Source organism: Candidatus Saccharibacteria bacterium oral taxon 488 (assembly GCA_005697215.1).
Taxonomy (GTDB): domain Bacteria; phylum Patescibacteriota; class Saccharimonadia; order Saccharimonadales; family Saccharimonadaceae; genus Nanosynbacter.
Window position 1 is genome coordinate 222,179 of the sequence record CP040003.1, and the last position, 20,601, is coordinate 242,779.

The 20,601-nt window shown below is 52.7% G+C and carries 20 protein-coding genes; 15 read left to right on the forward strand and 5 right to left on the reverse strand.

Features of this window, described 5'->3' with window-relative positions; translation table 11 throughout:
• The first annotated feature begins 19 nt into the window (after positions 1–19).
• The 5 genes from secA (at position 20) to FBF24_01145 (ending at position 7,981) form a co-directional block, all read left to right on the forward strand.
• Positions 20–2,644 carry a preprotein translocase subunit SecA gene (secA, locus tag FBF24_01125; protein ID QCT41163.1) on the forward strand — a complete coding sequence of 875 codons (2,625 nt, stop codon included), beginning with the start codon at positions 20–22 and terminating at the stop codon, positions 2,642–2,644.
• A 33-nt stretch (positions 2,645–2,677) separates the two neighbouring features.
• Positions 2,678–3,958 carry an insulinase family protein gene (locus FBF24_01130; protein ID QCT40495.1) on the forward strand — a complete coding sequence of 427 codons (1,281 nt, stop codon included), beginning with the start codon at positions 2,678–2,680 and terminating at the stop codon, positions 3,956–3,958.
• Between the two features lie 24 nt (positions 3,959–3,982).
• Positions 3,983–5,191 carry a hypothetical protein gene (locus FBF24_01135; GenBank protein ID QCT40496.1) on the forward strand — a complete coding sequence of 403 codons (1,209 nt, stop codon included), beginning with the start codon at positions 3,983–3,985 and terminating at the stop codon, positions 5,189–5,191.
• Entirely contained in the window at positions 5,166–6,569 is a 1,404-nt protein-coding gene (murD, locus tag FBF24_01140; GenBank protein ID QCT40497.1) for a UDP-N-acetylmuramoyl-L-alanine--D-glutamate ligase, read from the forward strand. The genes FBF24_01135 and murD overlap by 26 nt, the downstream gene beginning before the upstream one ends.
• Before the next feature lie 92 nt (positions 6,570–6,661).
• Positions 6,662–7,981 (forward strand): hypothetical protein, encoded by a 1,320-nt coding sequence (locus FBF24_01145; protein QCT40498.1) that lies wholly within the window; start codon positions 6,662–6,664, stop codon positions 7,979–7,981.
• A gap of 12 nt (positions 7,982–7,993) precedes the next feature.
• Here FBF24_01145 and hpt read toward each other — a convergent pair whose 3' ends face one another.
• Positions 7,994–8,533 carry a hypoxanthine phosphoribosyltransferase gene (gene hpt, locus FBF24_01150; protein ID QCT40499.1) on the reverse strand — a complete coding sequence of 180 codons (540 nt, stop codon included), beginning with the start codon at positions 8,531–8,533 and terminating at the stop codon, positions 7,994–7,996.
• A 16-nt stretch (positions 8,534–8,549) separates the two neighbouring features.
• Positions 8,550–9,179, reverse strand: coding sequence for a hypothetical protein (locus FBF24_01155; GenBank protein ID QCT40500.1), 630 nt, complete (start codon positions 9,177–9,179; stop codon positions 8,550–8,552).
• Between the two features lie 35 nt (positions 9,180–9,214).
• On the opposite strand from FBF24_01155, the gene FBF24_01160 reads away from it, so the two are divergent.
• Positions 9,215–10,294: a peptide chain release factor 2 gene (locus tag FBF24_01160; protein ID QCT40501.1), complete on the forward strand. Its 1,080-nt coding sequence runs from the start codon at positions 9,215–9,217 to the stop codon at positions 10,292–10,294.
• On the opposite strand, the gene FBF24_01165 is transcribed toward FBF24_01160, so the two are convergent.
• Positions 10,270–11,100: a hypothetical protein gene (locus tag FBF24_01165; GenBank protein ID QCT40502.1), complete on the reverse strand. Its 831-nt coding sequence runs from the start codon at positions 11,098–11,100 to the stop codon at positions 10,270–10,272. The genes FBF24_01160 and FBF24_01165 overlap by 25 nt on opposite strands.
• 62 nt (positions 11,101–11,162) lie before the next feature.
• Between FBF24_01165 and ftsE the strand changes: the two genes are divergently transcribed.
• The 5 genes from ftsE to FBF24_01190 all read left to right on the forward strand — a co-directional run bounded on the left by ftsE (position 11,163) and on the right by FBF24_01190 (position 15,709).
• Positions 11,163–11,852, forward strand: a complete 690-nt coding sequence (ftsE, locus tag FBF24_01170; GenBank protein QCT40503.1) for a cell division ATP-binding protein FtsE — start codon at positions 11,163–11,165, stop codon at positions 11,850–11,852.
• Positions 11,849–12,850: an FtsX-like permease family protein gene (locus FBF24_01175; protein QCT40504.1), complete on the forward strand. Its 1,002-nt coding sequence runs from the start codon at positions 11,849–11,851 to the stop codon at positions 12,848–12,850. Before ftsE ends, FBF24_01175 begins: the two co-directional genes overlap by 4 nt.
• Before the next feature lie 82 nt (positions 12,851–12,932).
• Complete coding sequence (locus FBF24_01180) at positions 12,933–14,066, forward strand: CHAP domain-containing protein (protein ID QCT40505.1); 1,134 nt, start codon at positions 12,933–12,935, stop codon at positions 14,064–14,066.
• Positions 14,067–14,125: 59 nt separating this feature from the next.
• Positions 14,126–15,304 carry a S41 family peptidase gene (locus FBF24_01185; GenBank protein QCT40506.1) on the forward strand — a complete coding sequence of 393 codons (1,179 nt, stop codon included), beginning with the start codon at positions 14,126–14,128 and terminating at the stop codon, positions 15,302–15,304.
• Positions 15,305–15,328: 24 nt separating this feature from the next.
• A complete protein-coding gene (locus FBF24_01190) occupies positions 15,329–15,709 on the forward strand; it encodes a response regulator (GenBank protein ID QCT40507.1) in 381 nt (126 codons plus the stop codon).
• A 116-nt stretch (positions 15,710–15,825) separates the two neighbouring features.
• On the opposite strand, the gene FBF24_01195 is transcribed toward FBF24_01190, so the two are convergent.
• Positions 15,826–16,098 carry a 50S ribosomal protein L27 gene (locus FBF24_01195; protein QCT40508.1) on the reverse strand — a complete coding sequence of 91 codons (273 nt, stop codon included), beginning with the start codon at positions 16,096–16,098 and terminating at the stop codon, positions 15,826–15,828.
• 107 nt (positions 16,099–16,205) lie between these two features.
• Here FBF24_01195 and FBF24_01200 point away from each other — a divergent pair, with 107 nt between their 5' ends.
• Complete coding sequence (locus FBF24_01200) at positions 16,206–16,889, forward strand: hypothetical protein (GenBank protein QCT40509.1); 684 nt, start codon at positions 16,206–16,208, stop codon at positions 16,887–16,889.
• On the opposite strand, the gene FBF24_01205 is transcribed toward FBF24_01200, so the two are convergent.
• Positions 16,867–18,288 (reverse strand): methyltransferase domain-containing protein, encoded by a 1,422-nt coding sequence (locus FBF24_01205; GenBank protein ID QCT40510.1) that lies wholly within the window; start codon positions 18,286–18,288, stop codon positions 16,867–16,869. The genes FBF24_01200 and FBF24_01205 overlap by 23 nt on opposite strands.
• Between FBF24_01205 and FBF24_01210 the strand changes: the two genes are divergently transcribed.
• The 3 genes from FBF24_01210 to FBF24_01220 are packed head-to-tail and all read left to right on the forward strand — an operon-like array spanning position 18,221 to position 20,583.
• Complete coding sequence (locus tag FBF24_01210; protein ID QCT40511.1) at positions 18,221–19,315, forward strand: flippase-like domain-containing protein; 1,095 nt, start codon at positions 18,221–18,223, stop codon at positions 19,313–19,315. The two genes, FBF24_01205 and FBF24_01210, sit on opposite strands and share 68 nt — an antisense overlap.
• Entirely contained in the window at positions 19,293–20,387 is a 1,095-nt protein-coding gene (gene xseA, locus FBF24_01215) for an exodeoxyribonuclease VII large subunit (GenBank protein ID QCT40512.1), read from the forward strand. The genes FBF24_01210 and xseA overlap by 23 nt, the downstream gene beginning before the upstream one ends.
• Positions 20,374–20,583 (forward strand): hypothetical protein, encoded by a 210-nt coding sequence (locus FBF24_01220; protein QCT40513.1) that lies wholly within the window; start codon positions 20,374–20,376, stop codon positions 20,581–20,583. The genes xseA and FBF24_01220 overlap by 14 nt, the downstream gene beginning before the upstream one ends.
• The last annotated feature ends 18 nt before the right edge of the window (positions 20,584–20,601 follow it).

Below are 20,601 nucleotides of genomic sequence, written 5' to 3' on the forward strand. Positions count from 1 at the left end.
GAGTTTTGAGTTTATGGCAATGACACAACAAAAGGCGCTGAGTAAGATTTTTGGCGATCCGCAGAAGAAGATTTTGAAGCGGCTGCAGAAGCAAGTTGACGTAATTAACGGTCTGTCTGAGAAATATGAAAAAATGTCGGACAAAGAGCTGCAGGAACAAACGGAAGCACTGAAGAAGCGTTTGACAAAGAAGAATGTGACGCTGGACACTATTTTGCCAGACGCCTTTGCAGTGGTGCGCGAAGCCGCCAAGCGCGTCATCGGCGAGCGTCCGTACGATGTCCAGCTAATCGGCGGCATGGTTCTTCATGAGGGCAATGTGGCCGAGATGAAGACTGGCGAGGGTAAGACTTTGGTGGCGACGCTGCCGACGTACCTCAATGCGCTGGAGGAAAAGGGCGTTCACGTGGTGACCGTCAATGATTATCTGGCGCAGCGCGACGCTGGCTGGATGGGTCAGGTGTATGACTTTTTGGGCTTGACAACTGGCGTGATCATCAACGAAGCGTCGTTTATCTATGACAAAGAGTATGATAATGAGCATCACGACGATCCGCGCATGCGTAAGCTCCGCCCAGTCACTCGTAAGGAAGCTTATGCGGCGGACATTACATATGGTACCAACAACGAGTTTGGCTTTGATTATTTGCGCGATAACATGGTGAACGACGTTGACTTATTACGTCAGCGCGAGCTGAACTTTGCTATCGTTGACGAGGTGGACTCAATTTTGATCGACGAAGCGCGTACGCCGCTGATCATCTCGGCGCCAGCAGCGGAAAACCCGGATAATTACTACACCTTCGCCAAAGTTGCCAGTAAATTAGTACCAGAGGACTATGTTTTGGACGAAAAGCGCCGCAGCGTGGCCTTGACCGACGAGGGCGTGGAAAAAGTCCAAAAACTGCTGGGAATAAAAAATTTGTACACGCCAGACCACGTGCGCAGCGTTTACCACATGGATCAGGCATTGCGAGCACAAACATTGTTCAAGCGTGACAAAGATTACGTGGTGACTAATGACGGCGAGGTGATTATCGTTGATGAGCACACCGGTCGTTTGATGCAAGGACGCCGCTACAACGAAGGCCTGCACCAGGCAATTGAGGCCAAAGAAGGCGTACCAGTGCTGGAAGAAAGCATGACGCTGGCGACCATTTCGTTCCAGAATTATTTCCGTTTGTACAATAAATTGAGCGGTATGACCGGTACGGCGTTCACCGAGGCGGAGGAGTTTCAACAAATTTATTCACTGGATGTCATTCAGATTCCACCGAACAAACCAGTGATTCGCGACGACAAAGAAGACCTGATTTTCAAGACCGAAAAGGGCAAGCTGAAGGCAGTCGCCGAAGCCATCAAGGATTATCACAAGCAAGGCCGGCCAGTGTTGGTTGGTTCTGGCTCGATTGCCAAGAATGAGCAGATTGCCAAATATTTGGAAAAAGAAGGCATCAAGTTTGAGATTTTGAACGCCAAGAATAATGAGCGCGAGGCGGCTATCATCGAGAAGGCTGGTGAAAAGGGCGCGATTACCCTAGCGACAAACATTGCTGGACGTGGTACTGACATTAAGCTCGGCAAGGGCGTCAAGGAATTGGGCGGCTTGGTGGTGATCGGTTCAGAGCGGCACGAGTCACGACGCATCGACAATCAGCTGCGCGGTCGCGGCGGTCGTCAGGGCGACCCGGGCGAGACGCAGTTCTATGTATCGACCGAGGATGATTTGATGCGAATTTTCCAGGGCGAGCGAATCGCAGCGCTGATGGATCGGTTGGGAGTCGACGAGGAAACGCCAATCCAAAACCGCGCCGTGTCAAAGACGTTGGAGGCAGCCCAGAAACGCGTCGAGGGCTACAACTTTGATACGCGCAAAAGTGTTGTTCAGTATGACAACGTGATTAATCGCCACCGCCGCGTGGTATACGTCATGCGCCGCAAGATCTTGGAGGGCGACAATATTAAGCCGGAGATTGAACGCTTACTGCGAGCGAAAGTTCATGAACTGGCAGCGCTGCCAACTAAGAATAATCCGGAGTTTGTCGAAGAATTTACGTCGGCCTTTCCGGTCGATGAGGCGGCCGTGCGCAAGGTTGGCCGCGAGAAAAAAGACCGTCCACGCCTCCAGAAAGCCCTGAAACTAGCACACCAGGCCTACCGGGAAAAAGATGAAGAAATCGGTACTGAAGAGTTACGCGGTGTAGAGCGCGAGGTGTATATGGCGGTGCTCGACACCCTGTGGATGCAGCACCTAGAGAATATGCAACACCTACGCGAAGGGATCCACTGGCGCAGCGTTGGCCAGCGCGATCCATTGGTAGAATACCGGGCGGAGTCACAAAAATTGTTCACCAGCCTTCAGGAAAATCTGCGTAACGAAGTTCTGAACACAATTTTTCATATTCATAAATCTGACGCGGTGATTCGCCAGTCGCAGGATGATGAGTATGATACCGAGCTAACGCGCCTAGCCGAAAGTGCAGTTGAGCGCGGTGTCAATGAAGTTGGTGCGGGCGAGGAAAATCGCGACGGTGACTTTTCGGTGAAAAAGGGTAAATCTAACGCTGAGTCGAACCGCGCTAAAAACCAAGCACGCAAGAAGAAAAAAGCGCAGCGCCAAAACCGCAAAAAGAACCGCAAATAAATCTAAAACCGGTGGGCAGAGAGCGACAGACAGATGAAACATACGGTCAAAGAAATAAAATTGAAAAATGGTGCGAAAGGCCTGTTCATTGATGTGCCGGATGCGACGGTGATGAGCTTTCAGGTGCAGTTTCGAGCGGGCAATCGCTACGTTCGCGGCAAGGACATCTACGAGACGGCGCACATCATGGAGCACATGGCGTTTGGGGCGAATGAGAAGTTTCGTTCGGAGCACGCGTATGAGCAGGAGTTTACCAAGAATGGCGCCTATCATAATGCGTTCACCTCTGATTATTCAATGGTGTATGAGGCCGCCTGCGCGGATTTTGAGTGGGATCGGATTTTGGAATTACAGCGGCTGGCAATTACTACGCCGCGCTTTAATGCCGAAGAACTAGAGGCCGAGAAAGGTAACGTTCGGAGCGAGCTGACCGGCTATCTCAATAACCACAACCGCGTGATGTGGCCGCGGGTGCAGCAAGCGCTGGGCGAGGATATTTTGACATATAATCAGCGGCTGAAAACGATTGACGCGATCACGCTAAAGGATATCAAGGAGCATCATCGGCGGACGCATACGCTCAACAATATGCGATTTGTGGTGGCGGGCAAGTTGACTGGGCGGATGGCGACGATTCGTGAATCGCTGGAGCAGTGGCAGCTAGAGCCGGGCGAGCGGTTTACCATTCCGCACGATAACCTGTCGAGTGCCGCACCGATTTTTATCCGCCGCAAGGAGGCCTCGAATCTGACATTCGGCTGGTCGATGAATTTGCCGCGTGAGCTGAGCGATGAGGATTCTGATGCTATGGGCTGCTTGAATCATATCTTGACCGGGACGATGAGCTCGCGGATTTTCGGGGCGGCGCGCAAGAAGGGGCTGGCTTACGGCGTGTTCAGCGACACCTCGGTCGGGTTTTATGATTCGGCCTGGGACTTTGGCGGCCAGGTCAACCTCGAGACAGCAGAGGCGCTGTTCGATATCATCGTGCGTGAGCTGCGCCGGGTGCTGAACGGGACGATCACCTCGGAGGACATCGAGAATGCCAAGTCGTATGCGCTGGGCCGCTATCAGATGGGGGCACAAACGGTGGCACAGGTCAGCAATTTTTATACCGGGCGTTATTTTGCCGATGATTTCGTCAAGGATTACGAGGGCGTGCCGACAGCAATTTTGGCGGTGACCGCTGATCAAATTGTTCGGGTGGCACGAGAGTTTTTTGCAGCAAATACCTGGGTGCTTGCTGGCGTGAGTAGCGGCGATAAGGAGCTGCTCGGGCGACTGCAGGAGAAGCTTGAGGGGTTGTTTGGGTAGGAAACATAGGAGAGGAGGCAAGACATGGGTAAGGGTAATACGAGCGAGACATGTGGACATATCATATCGACTCAGGGGGAAAGGACTGATATTGGTCCAGCAATATCGGAGCAGGAGCGAGCGGAGCTGCTCGGGCGGATGATTGCTGATCAGGAGCGTAGTGATGCGGCTGCTGAAACACTAGAGCGGGATATTGATAAGGGCCGCATACTAGAGGGTCGAAATGTGTTGGCACTCGTCAGTACGATCTATCGTGAAGTGCGTGATCTGCGCAGGAGTATTATAAATGGCTCGCGGCCTATCGATCCTTCCGCTGTTCATCTTGTGGCGAGTATGCCCCTTGATTATACCGACAATCTCAACAATAGGCATAGGGATGATGCGATTTGTTTATATGAAGTATGCAAGGCGACTGAGACTAATAGGAATTCGTTGCGTCCAAAGGATGAGGAGGAGCTTATCGAAATCCATATGAAAAAGTGGCTTCAGCCGTATATCGACTCTGGGCTTATTCCCGAGAGTATTATCGAAGCGCATACAGTTAAACCGTCCTATGACGATCGGCTTCCGGTGCTTCCATATGGCTCGGTAATTTTTAGGGCTAACGTATATCCACGACAAATTGATGAAGGAGTTAAAGAGGAGGCCGTTAGTGATGCAGTGTTGCGAGAGATAGGCGAACACGCGATTCGGAGTGATGCTTCACAGCATAGTACCGCTGATTCTGAAGAGTTAACTCCACAGAACGAAGAGGTTATTTTACAGCCAGATGACCTTGCTATATTGCATTGGTGCTCCAAAATTGCTGAGTTTGCACAAGTTGTACGCCAGTGCGCCCTGGAGGATCGGCAGAAAGGGGATGGAATATACCCTAGTGTTGCCAGCCAAGAACGGGCTATATTTATTAATCAAAACAGCGATGACAAAAACCCAACAGTTCCATCCCGGTTCCCACGCAGGCCTTTGCTACGCTATGATTTTGTGCCGCAGGTTACTGGTGACTATATCGTCGACTTTATCCGAGACGATCTTTTGCATCGCTTTCAAACCCATATAGATTCCGGATTAATCCCTCCAGTTGCTGTTAACGTGGAGCTACGTCGGCATAAAGCGGAATCGTATGTGGTTGCCCGAGTTAGTTTTGATACTCTTAGTAAAGAGTGGGGCAAGAAGCTGCAGGAGAGAGATGTAGTCAATCCAGCGCTAGATGTTCCAATATCTCGAAGTTCTTGATGGTATAATAGAAACTATGAAGATCATTATCGCTGGCTATGGACTTGAGGGTATATCAAGTTTGAGATATTTTCAGCAGGCTTTTCCTGATGCTGAATTTGTGATTGCTGATCAGAAAGCGGTTGAAGATGCGCCGGACGGGGTGGTAGTGCGGACTGGCGAGTCGGTGTTTGCTGAGCAGCTGCAGGATGCCGATATGGTGGTGCGAGCACCGGGTGTGCCACCGCGGCTACTCAAAACGTCGGGCAGAATATGGTCGGCGACCAATGAGTTTTTTGACAAGTGTCCGGCGCCGATTATTGGCGTGACGGGGACGAAAGGCAAGGGTACGACCTGTAGTCTGATCGCGGCGATCTTGCGGGCGGCCGGTCAGACGGTGTATCTGGTTGGGAATATTGGTGTGCCGGCACTGGACGCGCTACCAAACATCACAAAGGACGACTTCGTTGTCTATGAACTATCGAGTTTTCAGCTGTGGGATCTCGAGAAGTCGCCAACCATTGCCGTGGTGTTGATGATTGAGCCAGACCATTTGGAGGTGCATACGGATTTTGCCGAGTACCTCGACGCCAAGAAAAATATTCGTCGTCACCAGGGCATTATTGATACATGTTTATATCATCCAACGAATAAATATTCGAAGGAAGTAGCTGCTACGCCTTTTAATGGACTATTGGATGAGCAGGGTCATGCGACGTGTGAGTATTGCGGGGGTGATGCGCTAGATTTCGCGCACCGCTATGCCGTTCCCGACGAGGATCAGGTGTATGTCCGGGATGGCTACTTCTGTGTGCAAGATCGGCGGATTTGTCGCACTGATCATTTGCGGCTACCGGGCGCACACAACCTCGAGAACGCCTGTGCGGCGATGAGCGCGGTGGCGGAATTGCCGATCACGGTGACCGACGAGCAGTACGCGGCTGGGCTAGAGAGTTTTACGGGATTGCCACATCGATTAAAATTCGTTGCTGAGAAAAACGGCGTGAAGTATTACGATGACAGTATCGCCACCACACCGGGCAGTGCCATCGCGGCGCTGCGGGCGTTTGAAGCGCCGAAAGTGCTGATCGTCGGTGGGTACGACAAGGGGGCGGATTATGATGAAATGGCCACGGAGATTGCCAGACAAACGGTGCGGGCGGTGGTCATTATCGGGGCGAATGCGGCGAAGATTGAGCAGTCGCTGCGTCAAGCATCGGTGACGGCGACAACAGTGGTGCTCGGCCAGACGACGATGGTGGATGTCGTCGCCCAAGCCAGTCAATTATCTCGCCCGGGCGATGTTGTCATCCTCAGTCCGGCGGCCGCCAGCTTTGGCATGTTCAAAAATTACGTCGACCGCGGCGAGCAATTTGTGGCGGCGGTGGAGAAGTTGTAGGTGGTAGTTTTGTTATAACGATCTGCCGTAGTTGAGCAACATCTTAGACCAAAACGTTGACATGTTACAATAAAATATGTATAATAGTTGTTATGTCAGAAAAAGATAGGTCTATTGAACAACATCATCAGCCGCGTCTTTGGGGTGAAACGACTGATCCGAAAGAACATAATCCAAAACATTTCCGATATCTTGTTCACGCTATTAATCCATTTGCCAAAATGAGCGCCACGGCTGGTTGTGCCTTGGGCTTAATGGAGGGGTTTGGTCCTGAGACATCAGGAGACCAATCTATATCTATGTATAAACAACCTGAGCGCATTGGAGATAGGGTTTCCGCTAGTATGTCATTGATCGACCAAGACCACACCGCCACTTGGGGGGCCGGTGGGCTTATTATTGATGCTCCTGAAGGGAATATAGTCATAACTTCTGGAGCTGATGCGAGTGCTCGTAACAATAATCGAGATCTGCTCATAAAACAGGGTCATATTTGTGATATTATAGATCCGAATGAACTTTTAAATAGGACTTCACAGTATGATCATAATGAAGTCGTGGCTCTCGCCGAACACGAGGGTCACCAGCTGCAAACCGTTGGTTTTTTCTACAAAGTAACACCAAAAGGTGAGCCGGTAAATCATCGTCTTGCGCAGGTAATGCATATGCATGCCGATAGACTGCAGTTACCGATTGTAGAGATACCTGAGCCTCGTTGTGCTGACTCTGAGAATAAAGTACATCGTACCATCCGTCATGGGAAAGAGGAGGAGAGTATCATCGTTAGCTTAGATGGATACAATTTCTACCTTAGGGGGTTTGATGATATGTCCGGATGCTCAACTTATTGGATGCTTGATAAAGATTCTCTTCAGGCCTGCTTTGCATCTCCTTTTCAGTTTAAAGAAGCCGTTGAGTTTGCTGTTGGTATGGGAGAATTGAGTGATGAAGATGCTCGGCATGTTCTGAGGGGCTATGAAGAAGCAGATTTGCAGCGAAAAACCCCGACTGCGTATTATGATAAAAATGGAAATTTTGAGAAAATAGAATATTTTGAAGGTTATGGTAGCGAAGAGTATTATATCTCTATTAGGAAAACAGGCTATAGCGCTAGGGGGAATACGATAGACGCGAGGAGGTTTTATGGGGCATTACTTTGTGATGATCAGTTGGCAACGGCTGGGCCGATCGAATCTCCACTAAGTCCTGCTGATGCAGAATTCGTGATTAAGGAAGCTATCGGTAAGCTTGACCCGGCCAGGGCTGTAGAATTAGAAAAGTGGCATGAAGATCATAAGTCGGTCATTGAAAGAGTATGGCGTGATCATGTACAATCGGCCTCTAGGCTATCTGGTCAGATTGCCGTGAGACACCACTCTATGAGTAATGAACCTTTTCAGACTCATCATTAGTAGCGTATTACTTTATCCCTGATACACCTCAGGCTTCAACACTCCGATATACGGTAGGTTTCGGTATTGTTGGCGGAAGTCTAGGCCGTAGCCGACGACGAATTCGTTAGGAACTGACAGGCCGACGTAATCGGCGGTAACGTTGGCGATACGCCGTTCGGGTTTATCGAGTAGTGAGCAGACTTTGACTGAGGCGGCACCGCGACCGGCGAATAATTCCAGCAATTTTTCCAACGTTCGGCCAGTATCGACGATGTCTTCGACCAACAAAACATGCCGCCCAGTAACGTCGCTATCAATGTCTTTGAGGATAGTGACCGCGCCGGATGATTCAGTCGTGTCGCCGTAGCTAGAGACGTCAATAAAATCGATTTCCATATAGCAATCCATGGCGCGCACCAGATCGATCATGAACGGCGCCGCACCGCGCAGTACGCCGATGACCAGCGGATTCTTGTCCCGGTATTCGTTAGTCAGCTCTCGGCCCAGCCGCGCCACCGCGTCATTAATTTGTTCAGTAGTTACGAGGATGGTAGCGATATCTTGATTCATAGGGGTAGTATAACAGCTAATTGGCGAAATCACTAATACGTTTAGCAATGTTTGCTGTAGGCTCAATAATGAGGCAGTGAGGAAACTGATGCCTCAATCGTTCCTCAAGCGCCAAATAATGTGTGCAGCCTAGAATAATAACATCGCTGCCTTCCACAACACTGGCCGATACTTCATTAAGTGGAATATCGTCAGCCAAACCTTGATCAATCATCTGCGCCCACGCGCTAGTATCTGGCGTATCAATGTGAACGTCGCTAGCATATTGGTTGATAAGTGCGTGTAAGCGCTGGCTTTGCTTGGTGGCATTTGTTGCTAGTAGAGTGATATGACGTGATTTAGTTAGTGCTGCAGCCGGCTTAACCATTGGCTCAAAGCCAACGAAGTGGACACTTGGATAGTGCTGTCGTAGTGGCTGGATGGAGATTGCTGTGGCAGTATTACATGCAAGAACGATAATATCGCACGACAGCAGCGGCTGGATGGCGGCATCGGTTAGCGTGATAATCTCTTCCGGTGAACGATTGCCGTACGGTGCGTGCTCGCGGTCGATCGCCGTGATGTACGAATGCTGCGGCAGTAATTTTTTCAGCCTCTTTGCTACTAATTTGCCGCCAGTTCCCGTATCAAATATGCCAATCTTCATACAAAAAGTATAGCAAAATTGTTACAATAGTACCCATGCAGCCACTTAAAAAACGTATCCAAACCCTGCAGTCAGAAGTAGAACAGGCCAAGGCGGCGCTAGATTTTGCGGCGCTGGAGCAAGAGCTGGCGGCGCTGGACGAGCGGCTTAATCAGCCGGAGATTTGGCATAATCCGGACGAGGCGCAGGCCTTAGCCAAAAAGGCGGCTAGCTTGCGCCAGACAGTTGAGCCGTGGCAGACGCTCTGGGTGCAGCTGGCGGATATCGCTGAGTTGATGGAGCTGGGCGACGATGATTTGCTGCCAGAGTTTGAGGCGCAGGTGGCAGCGCTGGAGCAGGAGTTTACTCAGCGCAAGACCGATCTACTGTTTAGCGGCCCGTACGACAACCGCGAGGCAGTGGTGCGAATTTCGGCCGGTGTAGGCGGGCTGGATGCTCAGGACTTTGCGGCGATGTTGGAGCGGATGTATCTGCGCTGGGCGGAGAAGTCAGGGATGAAAGTTGACACGCTGGAGCGCTCGACCAATGATGATGCCGGGATAAAGACAGCGGTGCTGGAGATTTCTGGGCCGTTTGCCTATGGAAAATTGCGCTCAGAGAACGGCGTGCATCGGCTGGTGCGCCTCAGTCCGTTTAATGCTGATAATTTGCGCCAGACCAGCTTCGCGCTGGTGGAGGTACTACCAAAAATTGATACGCCGGATGAAATTGCGATTGACCCGAATGATCTGAGGATTGACGTCTACCGCTCGGGCGGTAAGGGCGGCCAAGGAGTGAACACCACTGACTCGGCGGTGCGGGTGACGCACGTACCGACGGGCATTACCGTGGCGATTCAGAATGAGCGTTCGCAGATCCAGAATAAAGAAACGGCGCTGAAGATTTTGCGCTCCAAGTTACTGGCAATGAAACTGGAGCAACACGCCGAAACCCTGTCTGATCTCAGGGCCGGCGAGTCAGCCAACTGGGGTAGCCAGATTAGAAATTACGTCCTACACCCGTACACACTGGTCAAGGATACCCGCACCAAGCACGAGAACCGCAACGCCCAGGGCGTGCTGGATGGGGATGTTGATGAGTTTATGACGGCTTATTTGCGTGAATCGCGCGGCTGACGGAAGACAGCAATGGTGATCATCACGGCAAAGGCGATAAGGCTGATGACCATGACGGACAGGAAATGTACGCCAAATGGCCAAGTAGTTTGCCTGACGAGGACGTCGATCGGATATTTTCGGTTGGTGTCATCGCCGATGATGTAATAGAGCCACGCGCATGTACCCACCAGAAAGCACACCATGGCGAGGCCGTACCATACCAATGCTGACGTGTGGCGTGCGAGCCACTTGTTACTATCGGTAATTGCCTTGTTCTGCCAGCGGTTGGTATTGATAAGTGCATAAAGCGGCAAGGCGAGACAGCCGGTAGCCAGAAGCAGTCCAGTCGCAGTGTACATGATATATACGAAGATACCGCTGTGTTGTGCTATGTCTTGTAGTAGCGTGACGTGGGGTGTGAGGAATAGGCATATAAGCGTGGCGCCAAGCGATATGACCATAAGTAGCGCCAATAGTCGCAAACCAATCTCCAGTATCCTGTAGGTGCGCCGGGCAGGTTGCGCTGACTCATCAGGTGATTGCCCCACGAGCTGTCGTAGTCCACGTCCGAGGTAATATATACCCCAGACGATGCTGATAAATAGGAGTAGACCGCCAGTCAAGAATAGCGGCCAGCGTAGAGCGTTAGCGGTTTTTCGAGGTGCTGCGCAGCAGGACCAGGTGTCTTGCGGTCGCGCCGCGTCAAACGTATCCGGTAGGAATGGCACGCTGAGATTACTGATAATCATTAACCCGACTCCGATGATACTGAGGGCGATAAACATGATACTGAGACGATTGAGTAATGCGGCTGAAGTTTTCATATGTCTAGTGTAGCATGGTTCGTCGCGCTAATTCGCGCCATCGTAAAAAATCTGCTATACTAGTGGAAATGATTTTGTTAGATAGGGTTACCAAGATATATGGCAAGGACAATAAGCCGGCCTTGAACCGGGTGAGTGTTCATGTCAAGCCCGGCGAGTTTGTGATTTTGGTCGGGACATCGGGCGCGGGGAAGTCGACGCTACTCAAACTCTTGACCCGCGAGGAAAAGCCGACTGGTGGCAAGATTGTCGTCGGTGGGATTGATTATGATACGCTCAAGGACAAGCATATCCCGCTGCTGCGGCGCAAGATTGGCGTGGTGTTCCAGGATTTCAAGCTGCTACCAAACCGGACGGTGTTTGAGAATGTAGCCTTCGCGCTGGAGATTGCCGGGATGACTAACCGCGAGATCAAATCAACGGTGCCAAAGGTGATCGAGCTAGTGGGCCTAAAAGGCAAGGAAAAGAATTTCCCACATCAGCTATCTGGTGGTGAGCGCCAGCGGGTGGCAATTGCCCGGGCAGTGGTGCGCCAGCCAAAGATTTTGATCGCGGACGAGCCGACCGGTAACCTCGATCCCAAGCATAGCTGGGATATTGTGCGCTTGCTGGAAAAAATTAACAAATACGGTACCACGGTGCTGCTGACGACGCACAATGTTGATATTGTGAACAAACTCAAACGCCGGGTGATCACCATTGATCACGGTAAAATCACCTCTGATCAAGCCAAGGGGAGTTACAAGCAATGACCGATATTTCACGTAAAGCCGCTGCCAAGGCGCGTGTCGATCCTAAAGTCCTCAAGCGCACGCGACAACGCCGCCGCCGGGTGCTGACGTTCTGGCGGATGTGTCGGTATGGTATCAATAATTTTAGCCGCAATACCTGGTTGACGATCGCAGCAACTGCGGTGATGGCGGTGACGCTGCTGATCATCGCTCTCACTATGGCCGCCCGCCAAGTGCTGGTTGACTCGGTGGATACGATTTCGCGCAGGGCCGATATGTCGATTTTCCTCAAAGGCTCGACCGAGCAAAAGGTGATCGACGAGCTGACATCGCGCCTGAGCAAGCTGCACAATGTCGAAAAGGTGACGTATATCTCGGCAGAGCAGGCGCGTCAGGAGCAAATCGAGAAGTATAAGAATGATCCAGCGACTCTCGAGGCGATCAAGGAATCAAGTAACGAAATGCCAGCGTCGCTTCGGGCCTCGCTCAGGGATTTGAATGATCAGCGAGCGCTGGTTGAGTTTACGAAGAATGACGAACTGTATAAAAAGCATAAAGACCCGACCAAAGAGCCGTCGTTCATCGGCGATCGACGTGAGGCGATCAACGCCATCGGTGACTGGGTGCGGTTTGCCAGTATTGCCGGCTCGATCGCTACGGTGGTGTTTGTGGTTATTTCGTCGCTGGTGGTGTTTAACACTATCAGGATGGCAATTTTTAACCGTAAAGACGAGATCCAGATGATGAAACTGATCGGCGCTGATCGCGGGTTTATTCGCGGGCCATTTATCGTCGAGGCAGTTATGTATGGATTTATCGCGGCGCTGGTGGCCTCAGGAGTCGGCTATTTGTTGTTGTTCTCGGCGCATGACAAGCTGGCGGTGCGGCTGCCGATGGATAACTTGATGAGTATTAGTACCACGTATGCCGGACTGGTGGTGCTGGCGATGATCATGATCGGTGCGGTGATCGGTATCGTCTCGTCATTGATTGCGACGCGCAAATACTTAAAATTATAAGTTATTTTGTCGCTGACCCCTGAATATTTACTGAGCCAAGGCGCTTGACGTCCATATGTCGCTTGTGCTAAAATAAAAAGCAATGAAGATACGGTCCACCACACCAGTTTCGACATCACGAGCCACACGGGCAGCTCTCGTGGCGGTTAGTGCTGTTGTTTTGGGCGCTGGCGTGTTCCAGCTCGGCCCACACGTATTCGCGCGTGACTATGAAGCGGAAATTAACGCTCTCAACCAACAGGCGCAACAGGCGCAGAACGAGGCCAATCGTCTCGGGACGATGGCAGCGACGCTGGAGGAAGAGCTGGGGCGCATTAACGCGCAGATTGATTCGATTCGGGCGGAAATTGCCAAGAGCCAGCAAAAGCACGACACGCTGGTTGCCGAAATTGCTAAGAACAAGCTAGCGATTGAAAAAAATCGTAAAGTCATGGGTAAAATCTTGTCGGATATTTACCTCGATGATCAGATTTCACCGCTCGAGATGCTGGCTAGCTCCAAATCAATCGGTGATTATGTTGATAAGCAGGAGCAACGTAGTAGTTTGCGATCATCGCTGAACGATAAGATCAAGGAAATTAAGGCGCTGCAGGCTAAATTAGAAGAAAATAAAAAGTCAGTCGAGAATGTGCTCAAAGACCAGAAGGCTCAGCAGACACAACTAGCGTCCAAGCAGGCAGAGCAGGCCAAGCTGGTTAACGATACCAAGAATGACCAGAATGCCTATGCAGCCTTGGCAACGCAGCGGAATAACCAAGCAGCGAAACTGCGCGAAGAGCAGGCGGCGGCTAACCGGCGAGCGCTTGGCGGGGTGTCAATTCCGGGTGGTATCCCGGGTGGTGGCGGCTATCCAGGCGTCTGGGCGAATGCACCACTGGATGCTTACGTCGATCCATGGGGCCTATATACGCGCGAATGCGTGAGCTATGTGGCCTGGAAGATCCACAGTACCGGTCGGTTTGTGCCACACTTTGGTGGGGCTGGTAACGCTAATCAGTGGCCATCAACAGCGGCGCGATACGGCATCCAGAGCGGTTCGACACCAAAGGCTGGCGCAGCAGCGGTTATGAATGTTGGCTATTATGGACACGTGATGTACGTCGAGTCGGTTAATGGTGACGGCACAATTACGGTCAGCGACTATAACTTGGCGTGGGACGGTCTGTACCGAAAGTATACGCGTTTAGCCTCGGGCCTAACCTACGTGTATTTTTAATAGCACGATGAGTCAATAAAACCCTCGCATCAGCGGGGGTTTTTGTGTACAATAGATATATGACAGAGCAACGGAGGGTAGGAAGGCGGGCTCGCTTGTTTTTGGGCGGGCTGCTGATTGCGATTGTGAGTTTTGCGGCCGGGACGCGGTCGGATCTGATTATGGCGCAGGTCGGGTCGCTGTTTGGCCTCAGGACGGCGACGGGGTCGCTGGATTTATCAACGGTGCAGCGCGTGTACCGTGAACTAAAGGCTCATTATGACGGTAAGTTAGATGAGCAAGCACTTACGCGTGGGGCGGCGCGCGGTATGGTGGCGGCGACGGGCGATCCACACACGGCGTATATGGATCCGGATGAAGCCAAGGAGTTCGAAAAGAGCTTGTCGGGTAATATTGGTGGCGGTATCGGGGCGGAAATTGCCAAGCGGCATAACGTGCCGACGATTATCCGGCCGCTCAAAAATAGTCCAGCCGAAAAGGTGGGCATCAAAGCCGGTGATGTCATCGTCAAGGTTAATGACACGGTGGTGACTGATATGCCGGTTGATCAAGTGGTGCAGCGCATTCGCGGTGATGTCGGCACGACGGTCAAGTTGGTATTGTCGCGTGGTGGCGAGCGTAAAGATGTGACAGTGACGCGCGAGAAAGTCGTTGCGCCGGCTGCTGAGTGGAAGATTGATGGTGAGATTGGTATTTTGACGGTCAGTCGCTTTAATGATGACACCGGCAAGCAAGCGCGCCAAGCCGCCGAGGAATTCCGTTCGGCAGGTGTCAAGAAAGTTATCCTCGACCTCAGGGGAAATCCTGGTGGTACCGTGGCGGCTGCACAGGCGTTAGCGGGGTTGTGGCTCAATCACGAAGTGGTGATGACCCAGCGGCGTGGTGAGCAGGTTATCTCGACGGAGAAATCGACCGGCCAGCCGCTTCTCGGTGATATCAAGACGGTTGTGTTGATTAACGGTGGTAGTGCCAGTGCCAGCGAGATCGTGGCGGGGGCGCTCAAGGATTATGGCAAGGCGACGCTGGTTGGTGAAAAAACCTATGGTAAGGGCAGTGTGCAGCGGCCGATTGATCTGGCGGATGGCTCGGTTCTGAAAGTGACCGAGGCGCGCTGGTATACGCCGCACGGCAAGAATATTGACAAGTCGGGCATCGAGCCGGATGTTAAGGTCGAGGTAACGGCTGGGGCGGCGGATAATGGGCGCGACCTACAGTTAGAGAAAGCAAAGAGTGTCTAGACTCAAAAAGGGAGGGCAAGGGACATGCAACACAGAAAAAAAATACTATTGGTTGAAGACGATACGGCACTGGCGGCAGTCTATCGGTCGCGGCTGGAGCTGGAGGGCTTTGAGATTCGTGAAGTGCATAATGGCGAGGACGCACTGTCGGCAACGGTGGCGTTTCGGCCGGACTTGATCGTACTGGATGCCATGATGCCGAAAATTAGTGGCTTTGACGTACTTGATATCCTGCGCAATACGCCAGAAACGACCAATGTGCGAGTGATCATGCTGACGGCACTCAGTCAGCAAAAAGACCGAGAGCGGGCGGAGGCGCTGGGCGTAGACGAATACCTCGTCAAGTCACAGGTGGTGATTGGCGACGTGGTAGCGCGAGTAAAGCATCATTTGGGTGTGTCGTAGCTGCCTGGAGAAACTAGCCGCTCAAATACTACTAGCGTAGCGGAATAGACAGCTAAATAGATGGGTGTAATCTGGATGCCGGGATGGCGGCGTCATAGAATAGAGAATAGTGCTGACTAGCCGACGCAAACTTGGGTTCGTCGCTCGGTTTTGCCGGTGAACTTGGTTTTCTTGACTCGCTTAAAGGTAACGACGCCGGACTTAGCAGCGTGGATGGTGTAGTTGCGGCTCATGTATGCGCCTGCACCAGCGACTTTCGTGGCGCCCGTTTGGCGGACGAGTACCTCACCGGCGTTGACTTTTTGGCCGCCGAAACGCTTGACGCCGAGGCGTTGGCCAGGGTTGTTGTGGATGTTTTTACTTGAGCCACCAGCTTTGACTTTTGACATTGAAACTCCTTAAATTTTCTAAACCTAATCCGTACCAGTATAAGTGACGGCTGATAAAAAGTCAAGGGGCTTTACTTGATTAGGCGGGTGTTATATAACTAGGGGCTATGAACGAGCAGAATATGACGAAAAGAGAGGCTTGGTTTGGCGAGCGAGTAAATAGAAGAACGGTACTACTGGGTGGCTTGGGTACTGTTGGCGCAGTGGCATTCTGTGGTGCTGTGTACGAATCTCGAGAAACGCCTCGTGATGGAGAGGCGCTGCAGGCATTGCACGCGGTACAGACGGCGGCGGCAGAGGTTGCTGAGCGCGGCGTCAATGGCCAGACAACCTCAGAAGAGACGATCGCAGCGATGATGCAGCGTGAGAGTGGTGCAATGGTAAAGATTGAGGTGGCGCTTTCCGAGCCGCTGGCGCACTATGCTGCGGGCGAGGGGCCGTATGCGTCAATTGGGGCAAATATGGTGGACGGACTATTGAGCCAGATCGGGCGGGAGGTGTTTGCCGATACCGATCAACAGATGACGACGGAAATGACCGAGCAGGCGCGGCTGGCATTGGCATTTTTACTTGTGGCGTTGAATCAGCGGCGGATTGGTCTGGGCGCTAGGGATCTACTGGCGATGTGTCAGCAGTATCATCAGGAGGCGATCGCTCCTTCTGCGGCCAAGCAAGCAGCAGAGGCGCGTCAAGCGCAGCTTGATCTTTTGGAAAAGGAATTGGTGGGTCGCTTGGGGCAGCTCGCAGACTATGATCCGGCGTTACGGCTTAAACGTCCGGTGCTCGGCTAGTCAGCAAGATCAGTAGCTCGCGGGCGACGACCTGGTCGGGGCGGCGGTAGATGAGTGGTGTACAACGGTTGAGGTGGTGATAACCGAGCTGTTGGAGGTGCTTTATCAGCGGCAGATGAGTGGCCTGGCCGGACGCGTCGTACCACGCTGGCACGGCGATACACAGCGGCGTGTTCGGCGCCAGTTGCGGGCGAATGTTGGTGAGAAAGCTGGTGATAATGTGGTTACAGTTACCGACAACTGCCGCTAGTTTTTGGGGTGTGGGCGGCGCGGAGAAAGGTTGACCGAGGTAAGTTTCGCAGACAATAGCGGCTAGGCTCTCGCTGTTTAGCCAGCGGTGCGTGGTAGCGTCGGCTTGATGAATGTCGATGATGTTGCCGGGCGCGGTGAAAGTTGATTGTAGCCACGATAGGTTCTCTGTCGTGTAATCAACCATTTTCTGGCTGAGGTCGGTGCCGACGACGTCGTAGCCGGCGAGCAGGGCTTCTTGCAGGACGGTACCAGTGCCGCAGAACGGGTCGAGGATTGTCACGGCAGCTCGGCTTCCAGCCGTCTCCTCCACGTCGAATGCATCCGGCAACGCCGTCCGCAGAACCATCGACTTATCGGAGAGGCTGGAATCCGAGCTTGTCACAGAATTGTCGTGTGGTCTTTGACGGGTCAGCGATCCAGCACCCAGCGCTAAATTCAGCATAATCTGCGCTAATTTGGGCGGCAGCATGCCAACGAAGGCGTCGCGCTTGGGGCGATGGCGGTCGCGGCGGGTATAGGCGGTGATATTCTGGACGCCGCGGCTCTCGGCAATGATCAGGCGGCCGCCGGTCGTTTTAACAAGCAGCAGCTCGACTTTATATGGCGAACCACCGAGCTTATTATTGTGTGCGGTGGCAGTGGAGAGAGCGGGCTGATCGTTGGGGATGAGACGGAGGCTGGTCTCAGATTTTTTGAGGGATGATTTGAGTATCAGACCGGTTTTTTGGACATCGCGGGCGCTAATAGCCAGGTTATAAGCGCTGAGACCGAGGGTGATTTTATGTGGCGAGTGCGCCCACTTGGCTTGATAATGCTGGGTGATGAAGCGCGAAGCGGCGAGGAGTGAGGCCTTGTCGGTGCGGCTGGCTGGCAGCTCGGCGATCACTTTGGCGCATTTGATGGTGCCGCCCAATGTAGTAATGTCGAATTGATCTGTCTGCACTTTGGCGAATTGCTGGCTGATGCGATTGACGCAGTCCGCGCCAAAGACCGTCGCAAGTTCGGCGAGCGAGATCTCTGGCTGGCGGCCAAGCAGGGCGATATACATGGTTTGATTATAGCAAAAACCGCGTGATATAATGGGCGATATGGTGTCGAAAGGGATACGGCAGTTTTTAGAGGCGTTGAGATCACCGCGGACGATCATGAGTGTCGTGACGCTGGCGGTGCTGGTACTGATCGTTTTTTTGTCGCGCGCGGAATTGGTACGAGCATGGGAGCTGCTCGGCCGGGCAAATATCTGGCTATTGATGTTGCTGCTGCCGTTTCAAATTATCGTGTATTTCGCGGGCGGCGAGATGATTTTTGCCTATCTTCGCGACAAAAAACTGATCGGGCATATCTCGCGGTTTGAGCAGACGCGGATTGCGCTGGAACTGAATCTGGTTAATCACATTTTCCCGTCAGGCGGTGTCAGCGGTATTTCCTACACAACGTGGCGGATGCACAAGCTCGGCGTCAGCTCGGCACGCTCAACGTTTGCCCAGGTGATCCGCTACGTGACGGGCTTTTTGTCGTTGATGGTGCTGCTGATTGTGGCGGTGTTAATCTTGTCAATTGACGGGCAGGTAAATCGCTACATCGTGACGTCAAGTTTCCTCCTCGTGCTGGTGGTGCTGGCGCTAACATTTGGGCTGATTTTTATGTTCTCGTCACGAAGGCGTATGCACAACACGGCGGTGCGGGTGTCGCGGCTGATCAACGCGGTGGTGCGGTGGGCGACGCTGGGCAAGATCAAGCGGCTGCTGGTTTCGACAAAAATCGAAGCGTTTTTTGCTGAGATGCATGATGATTTCGTGGAGCTGTCGGAGCATCGGTATTTGCTCATCAAGCCGCTGGTTTGGGGGGCGATTTATGCCATCTTTGATGTGTTGATGTTCATCGTGGCGTTTTGGGCGCTGGGCGTGTCGGTCAATCCGGCGGTGCTGATCATTGGTTATGGCGTGGCGGGGCTGGCTAGTCTCGTAGCCTTTACGCCGGGCGGGGCGGGCGTGTACGAAGCGATTATGATCGTGTTTCTCAGCATGACCGGTGTGGCGCCAGACGTGGCTATCGCTGGAATCGTGCTGACGCGGGTGATCTTGCTCGCGGGGACGATTATTTTTGGGTATATATTTTATCAGCACGCGCTGATCAAATACGGGCGGCCAGATGACGATAGCGCCGCGGTTTAGCGTCAGCGACTTCGTGGCGGTCGTCAATCAAGTGCTGGAAACGGCCGTCCCGATTGTCGAGATTGAAGGCGAGGTCGCTGAGTTCACGGTGCGTCAGCAGAAGTTCGTCTTTTTTACCCTCAAGGACAGCGAGAGCGTGGTCAATTGTTTCATGATGGCCTGGCAGCTCAGAACGCCGATCGAGGAGGGAATGCGCGTGGTGGTGCGGGCCTCGGCCAAGCTAACCGCCAAGAGTAAGTTTAGCCTGACGGTACAAGAGATCAAGCCGCTGGGTGCGGGTCACCTCAAGCGCAGTACCGAGCTACTCAAGGCGAAGCTGGCGGCCGAAGGGCTGTTTGACGCGGAACGGAAGCGCCCCTTGCCGCCATATCCTGCTCGCGTGGCGGTTATTTCTAGCACGCAAGCGGCGGGCTACGCGGATTTTATGAAAATTACTGGTGAGCGCTGGGGCGGGGTGAAGTTTATCGTCGCTAACGTGAAGGTTCAGGGTGACGGCGCAGCTGATCAGGCGGTGCGGGCGATTGCCCACTGTAACCAGCTGGCGGAGCCGCCAGAGGCGATTGTGCTAATTCGCGGTGGTGGTAGCGCGGAGGACCTGGCGAGCTTTAATGACGAATGCTTGGTGCGAGCGGTGGCTGGCAGTCGCGTGCCGGTATTGACTGGTATCGGGCACGAGGTTGACGAGAGTTTGTGCGATCTGGCGGCTGATCGACGGGCGGCCACGCCGAGCAATGCTGCGCAGCTGCTATTTCCGGATAAGCATGACCTGAGGCGGCAGTTAGCGCTGCGGCTGGGCGGCGTAGCGGATGTAATTCAACAGCAGATTGCGGAGCATCGTTTACGTGCAACAATGTCGCAACAAGCGGCGCTTGAACAGTGGTTGCGCCGCGTTGATATTGCTAAAAATGCGATATCGTCGCAGCAACGAATGATTGCTGAGTACGACCCAGAGATGGCGCTGCGGCGCGGTTATGCGATGATTAGCGGCGATCGTCAAATTGGTAGTATTGTAAAGATTACAACAAAAGATATGATTATGAAAGCGAGGATTGAGAGTAGTGAAAAACGATAAAACGAATGAGAAAACGATTGAGCAGATGATGGCGGAGCTGAACGAACGCATCGCGTGGTTTCAGGGCGAGGAATTTAATCTGGATGAGGCCAAGCAGCGGTTTATCGAGGCGCGGCAGCTGGCGAAAGACATCACGGCTGCGCTGGACGATATGCAGCACGACATCACAGTGCTTAGCGAGGACTTTGACGCGTGATATGGATGCTGTGGCTTG

Bases quoted from the DNA above. Each gene is read 5' to 3' on its own strand.
- xseA (QCT40512.1), top strand. From the start codon at position 19,293: ATGACGATAGCGCCGCGGTTTAGCGTCAGCGACTTCGTGGCGGTCGTC.
- FBF24_01135 (QCT40496.1), top strand. From the start codon at position 3,983: ATGGGTAAGGGTAATACGAGCGAGACATGTGGACATATCATATCGACT.
- murD (QCT40497.1), top strand. From the start codon at position 5,166: ATGTTCCAATATCTCGAAGTTCTTGATGGTATAATAGAAACTATGAAG.
- FBF24_01205 (QCT40510.1), bottom strand. From the start codon at position 18,288: ATGATCGTCCGCGGTGATCTCAACGCCTCTAAAAACTGCCGTATCCCT.
- FBF24_01165 (QCT40502.1), bottom strand. From the start codon at position 11,100: ATGAAAACTTCAGCCGCATTACTCAATCGTCTCAGTATCATGTTTATC.
- FBF24_01145 (QCT40498.1), top strand. From the start codon at position 6,662: ATGTCAGAAAAAGATAGGTCTATTGAACAACATCATCAGCCGCGTCTT.
- FBF24_01160 (QCT40501.1), top strand. From the start codon at position 9,215: ATGCAGCCACTTAAAAAACGTATCCAAACCCTGCAGTCAGAAGTAGAA.
- FBF24_01180 (QCT40505.1), top strand. From the start codon at position 12,933: ATGAAGATACGGTCCACCACACCAGTTTCGACATCACGAGCCACACGG.
- FBF24_01130 (QCT40495.1), top strand. From the start codon at position 2,678: ATGAAACATACGGTCAAAGAAATAAAATTGAAAAATGGTGCGAAAGGC.
- FBF24_01155 (QCT40500.1), bottom strand. From the start codon at position 9,179: ATGAAGATTGGCATATTTGATACGGGAACTGGCGGCAAATTAGTAGCA.
- secA (QCT41163.1), top strand. From the start codon at position 20: ATGACACAACAAAAGGCGCTGAGTAAGATTTTTGGCGATCCGCAGAAG.
- FBF24_01190 (QCT40507.1), top strand. From the start codon at position 15,329: ATGCAACACAGAAAAAAAATACTATTGGTTGAAGACGATACGGCACTG.
- FBF24_01210 (QCT40511.1), top strand. From the start codon at position 18,221: ATGGGCGATATGGTGTCGAAAGGGATACGGCAGTTTTTAGAGGCGTTG.
- FBF24_01185 (QCT40506.1), top strand. From the start codon at position 14,126: ATGACAGAGCAACGGAGGGTAGGAAGGCGGGCTCGCTTGTTTTTGGGC.
- hpt (QCT40499.1), bottom strand. From the start codon at position 8,533: ATGAATCAAGATATCGCTACCATCCTCGTAACTACTGAACAAATTAAT.
- FBF24_01200 (QCT40509.1), top strand. From the start codon at position 16,206: ATGAACGAGCAGAATATGACGAAAAGAGAGGCTTGGTTTGGCGAGCGA.
- FBF24_01175 (QCT40504.1), top strand. From the start codon at position 11,849: ATGACCGATATTTCACGTAAAGCCGCTGCCAAGGCGCGTGTCGATCCT.
- FBF24_01195 (QCT40508.1), bottom strand. From the start codon at position 16,098: ATGTCAAAAGTCAAAGCTGGTGGCTCAAGTAAAAACATCCACAACAAC.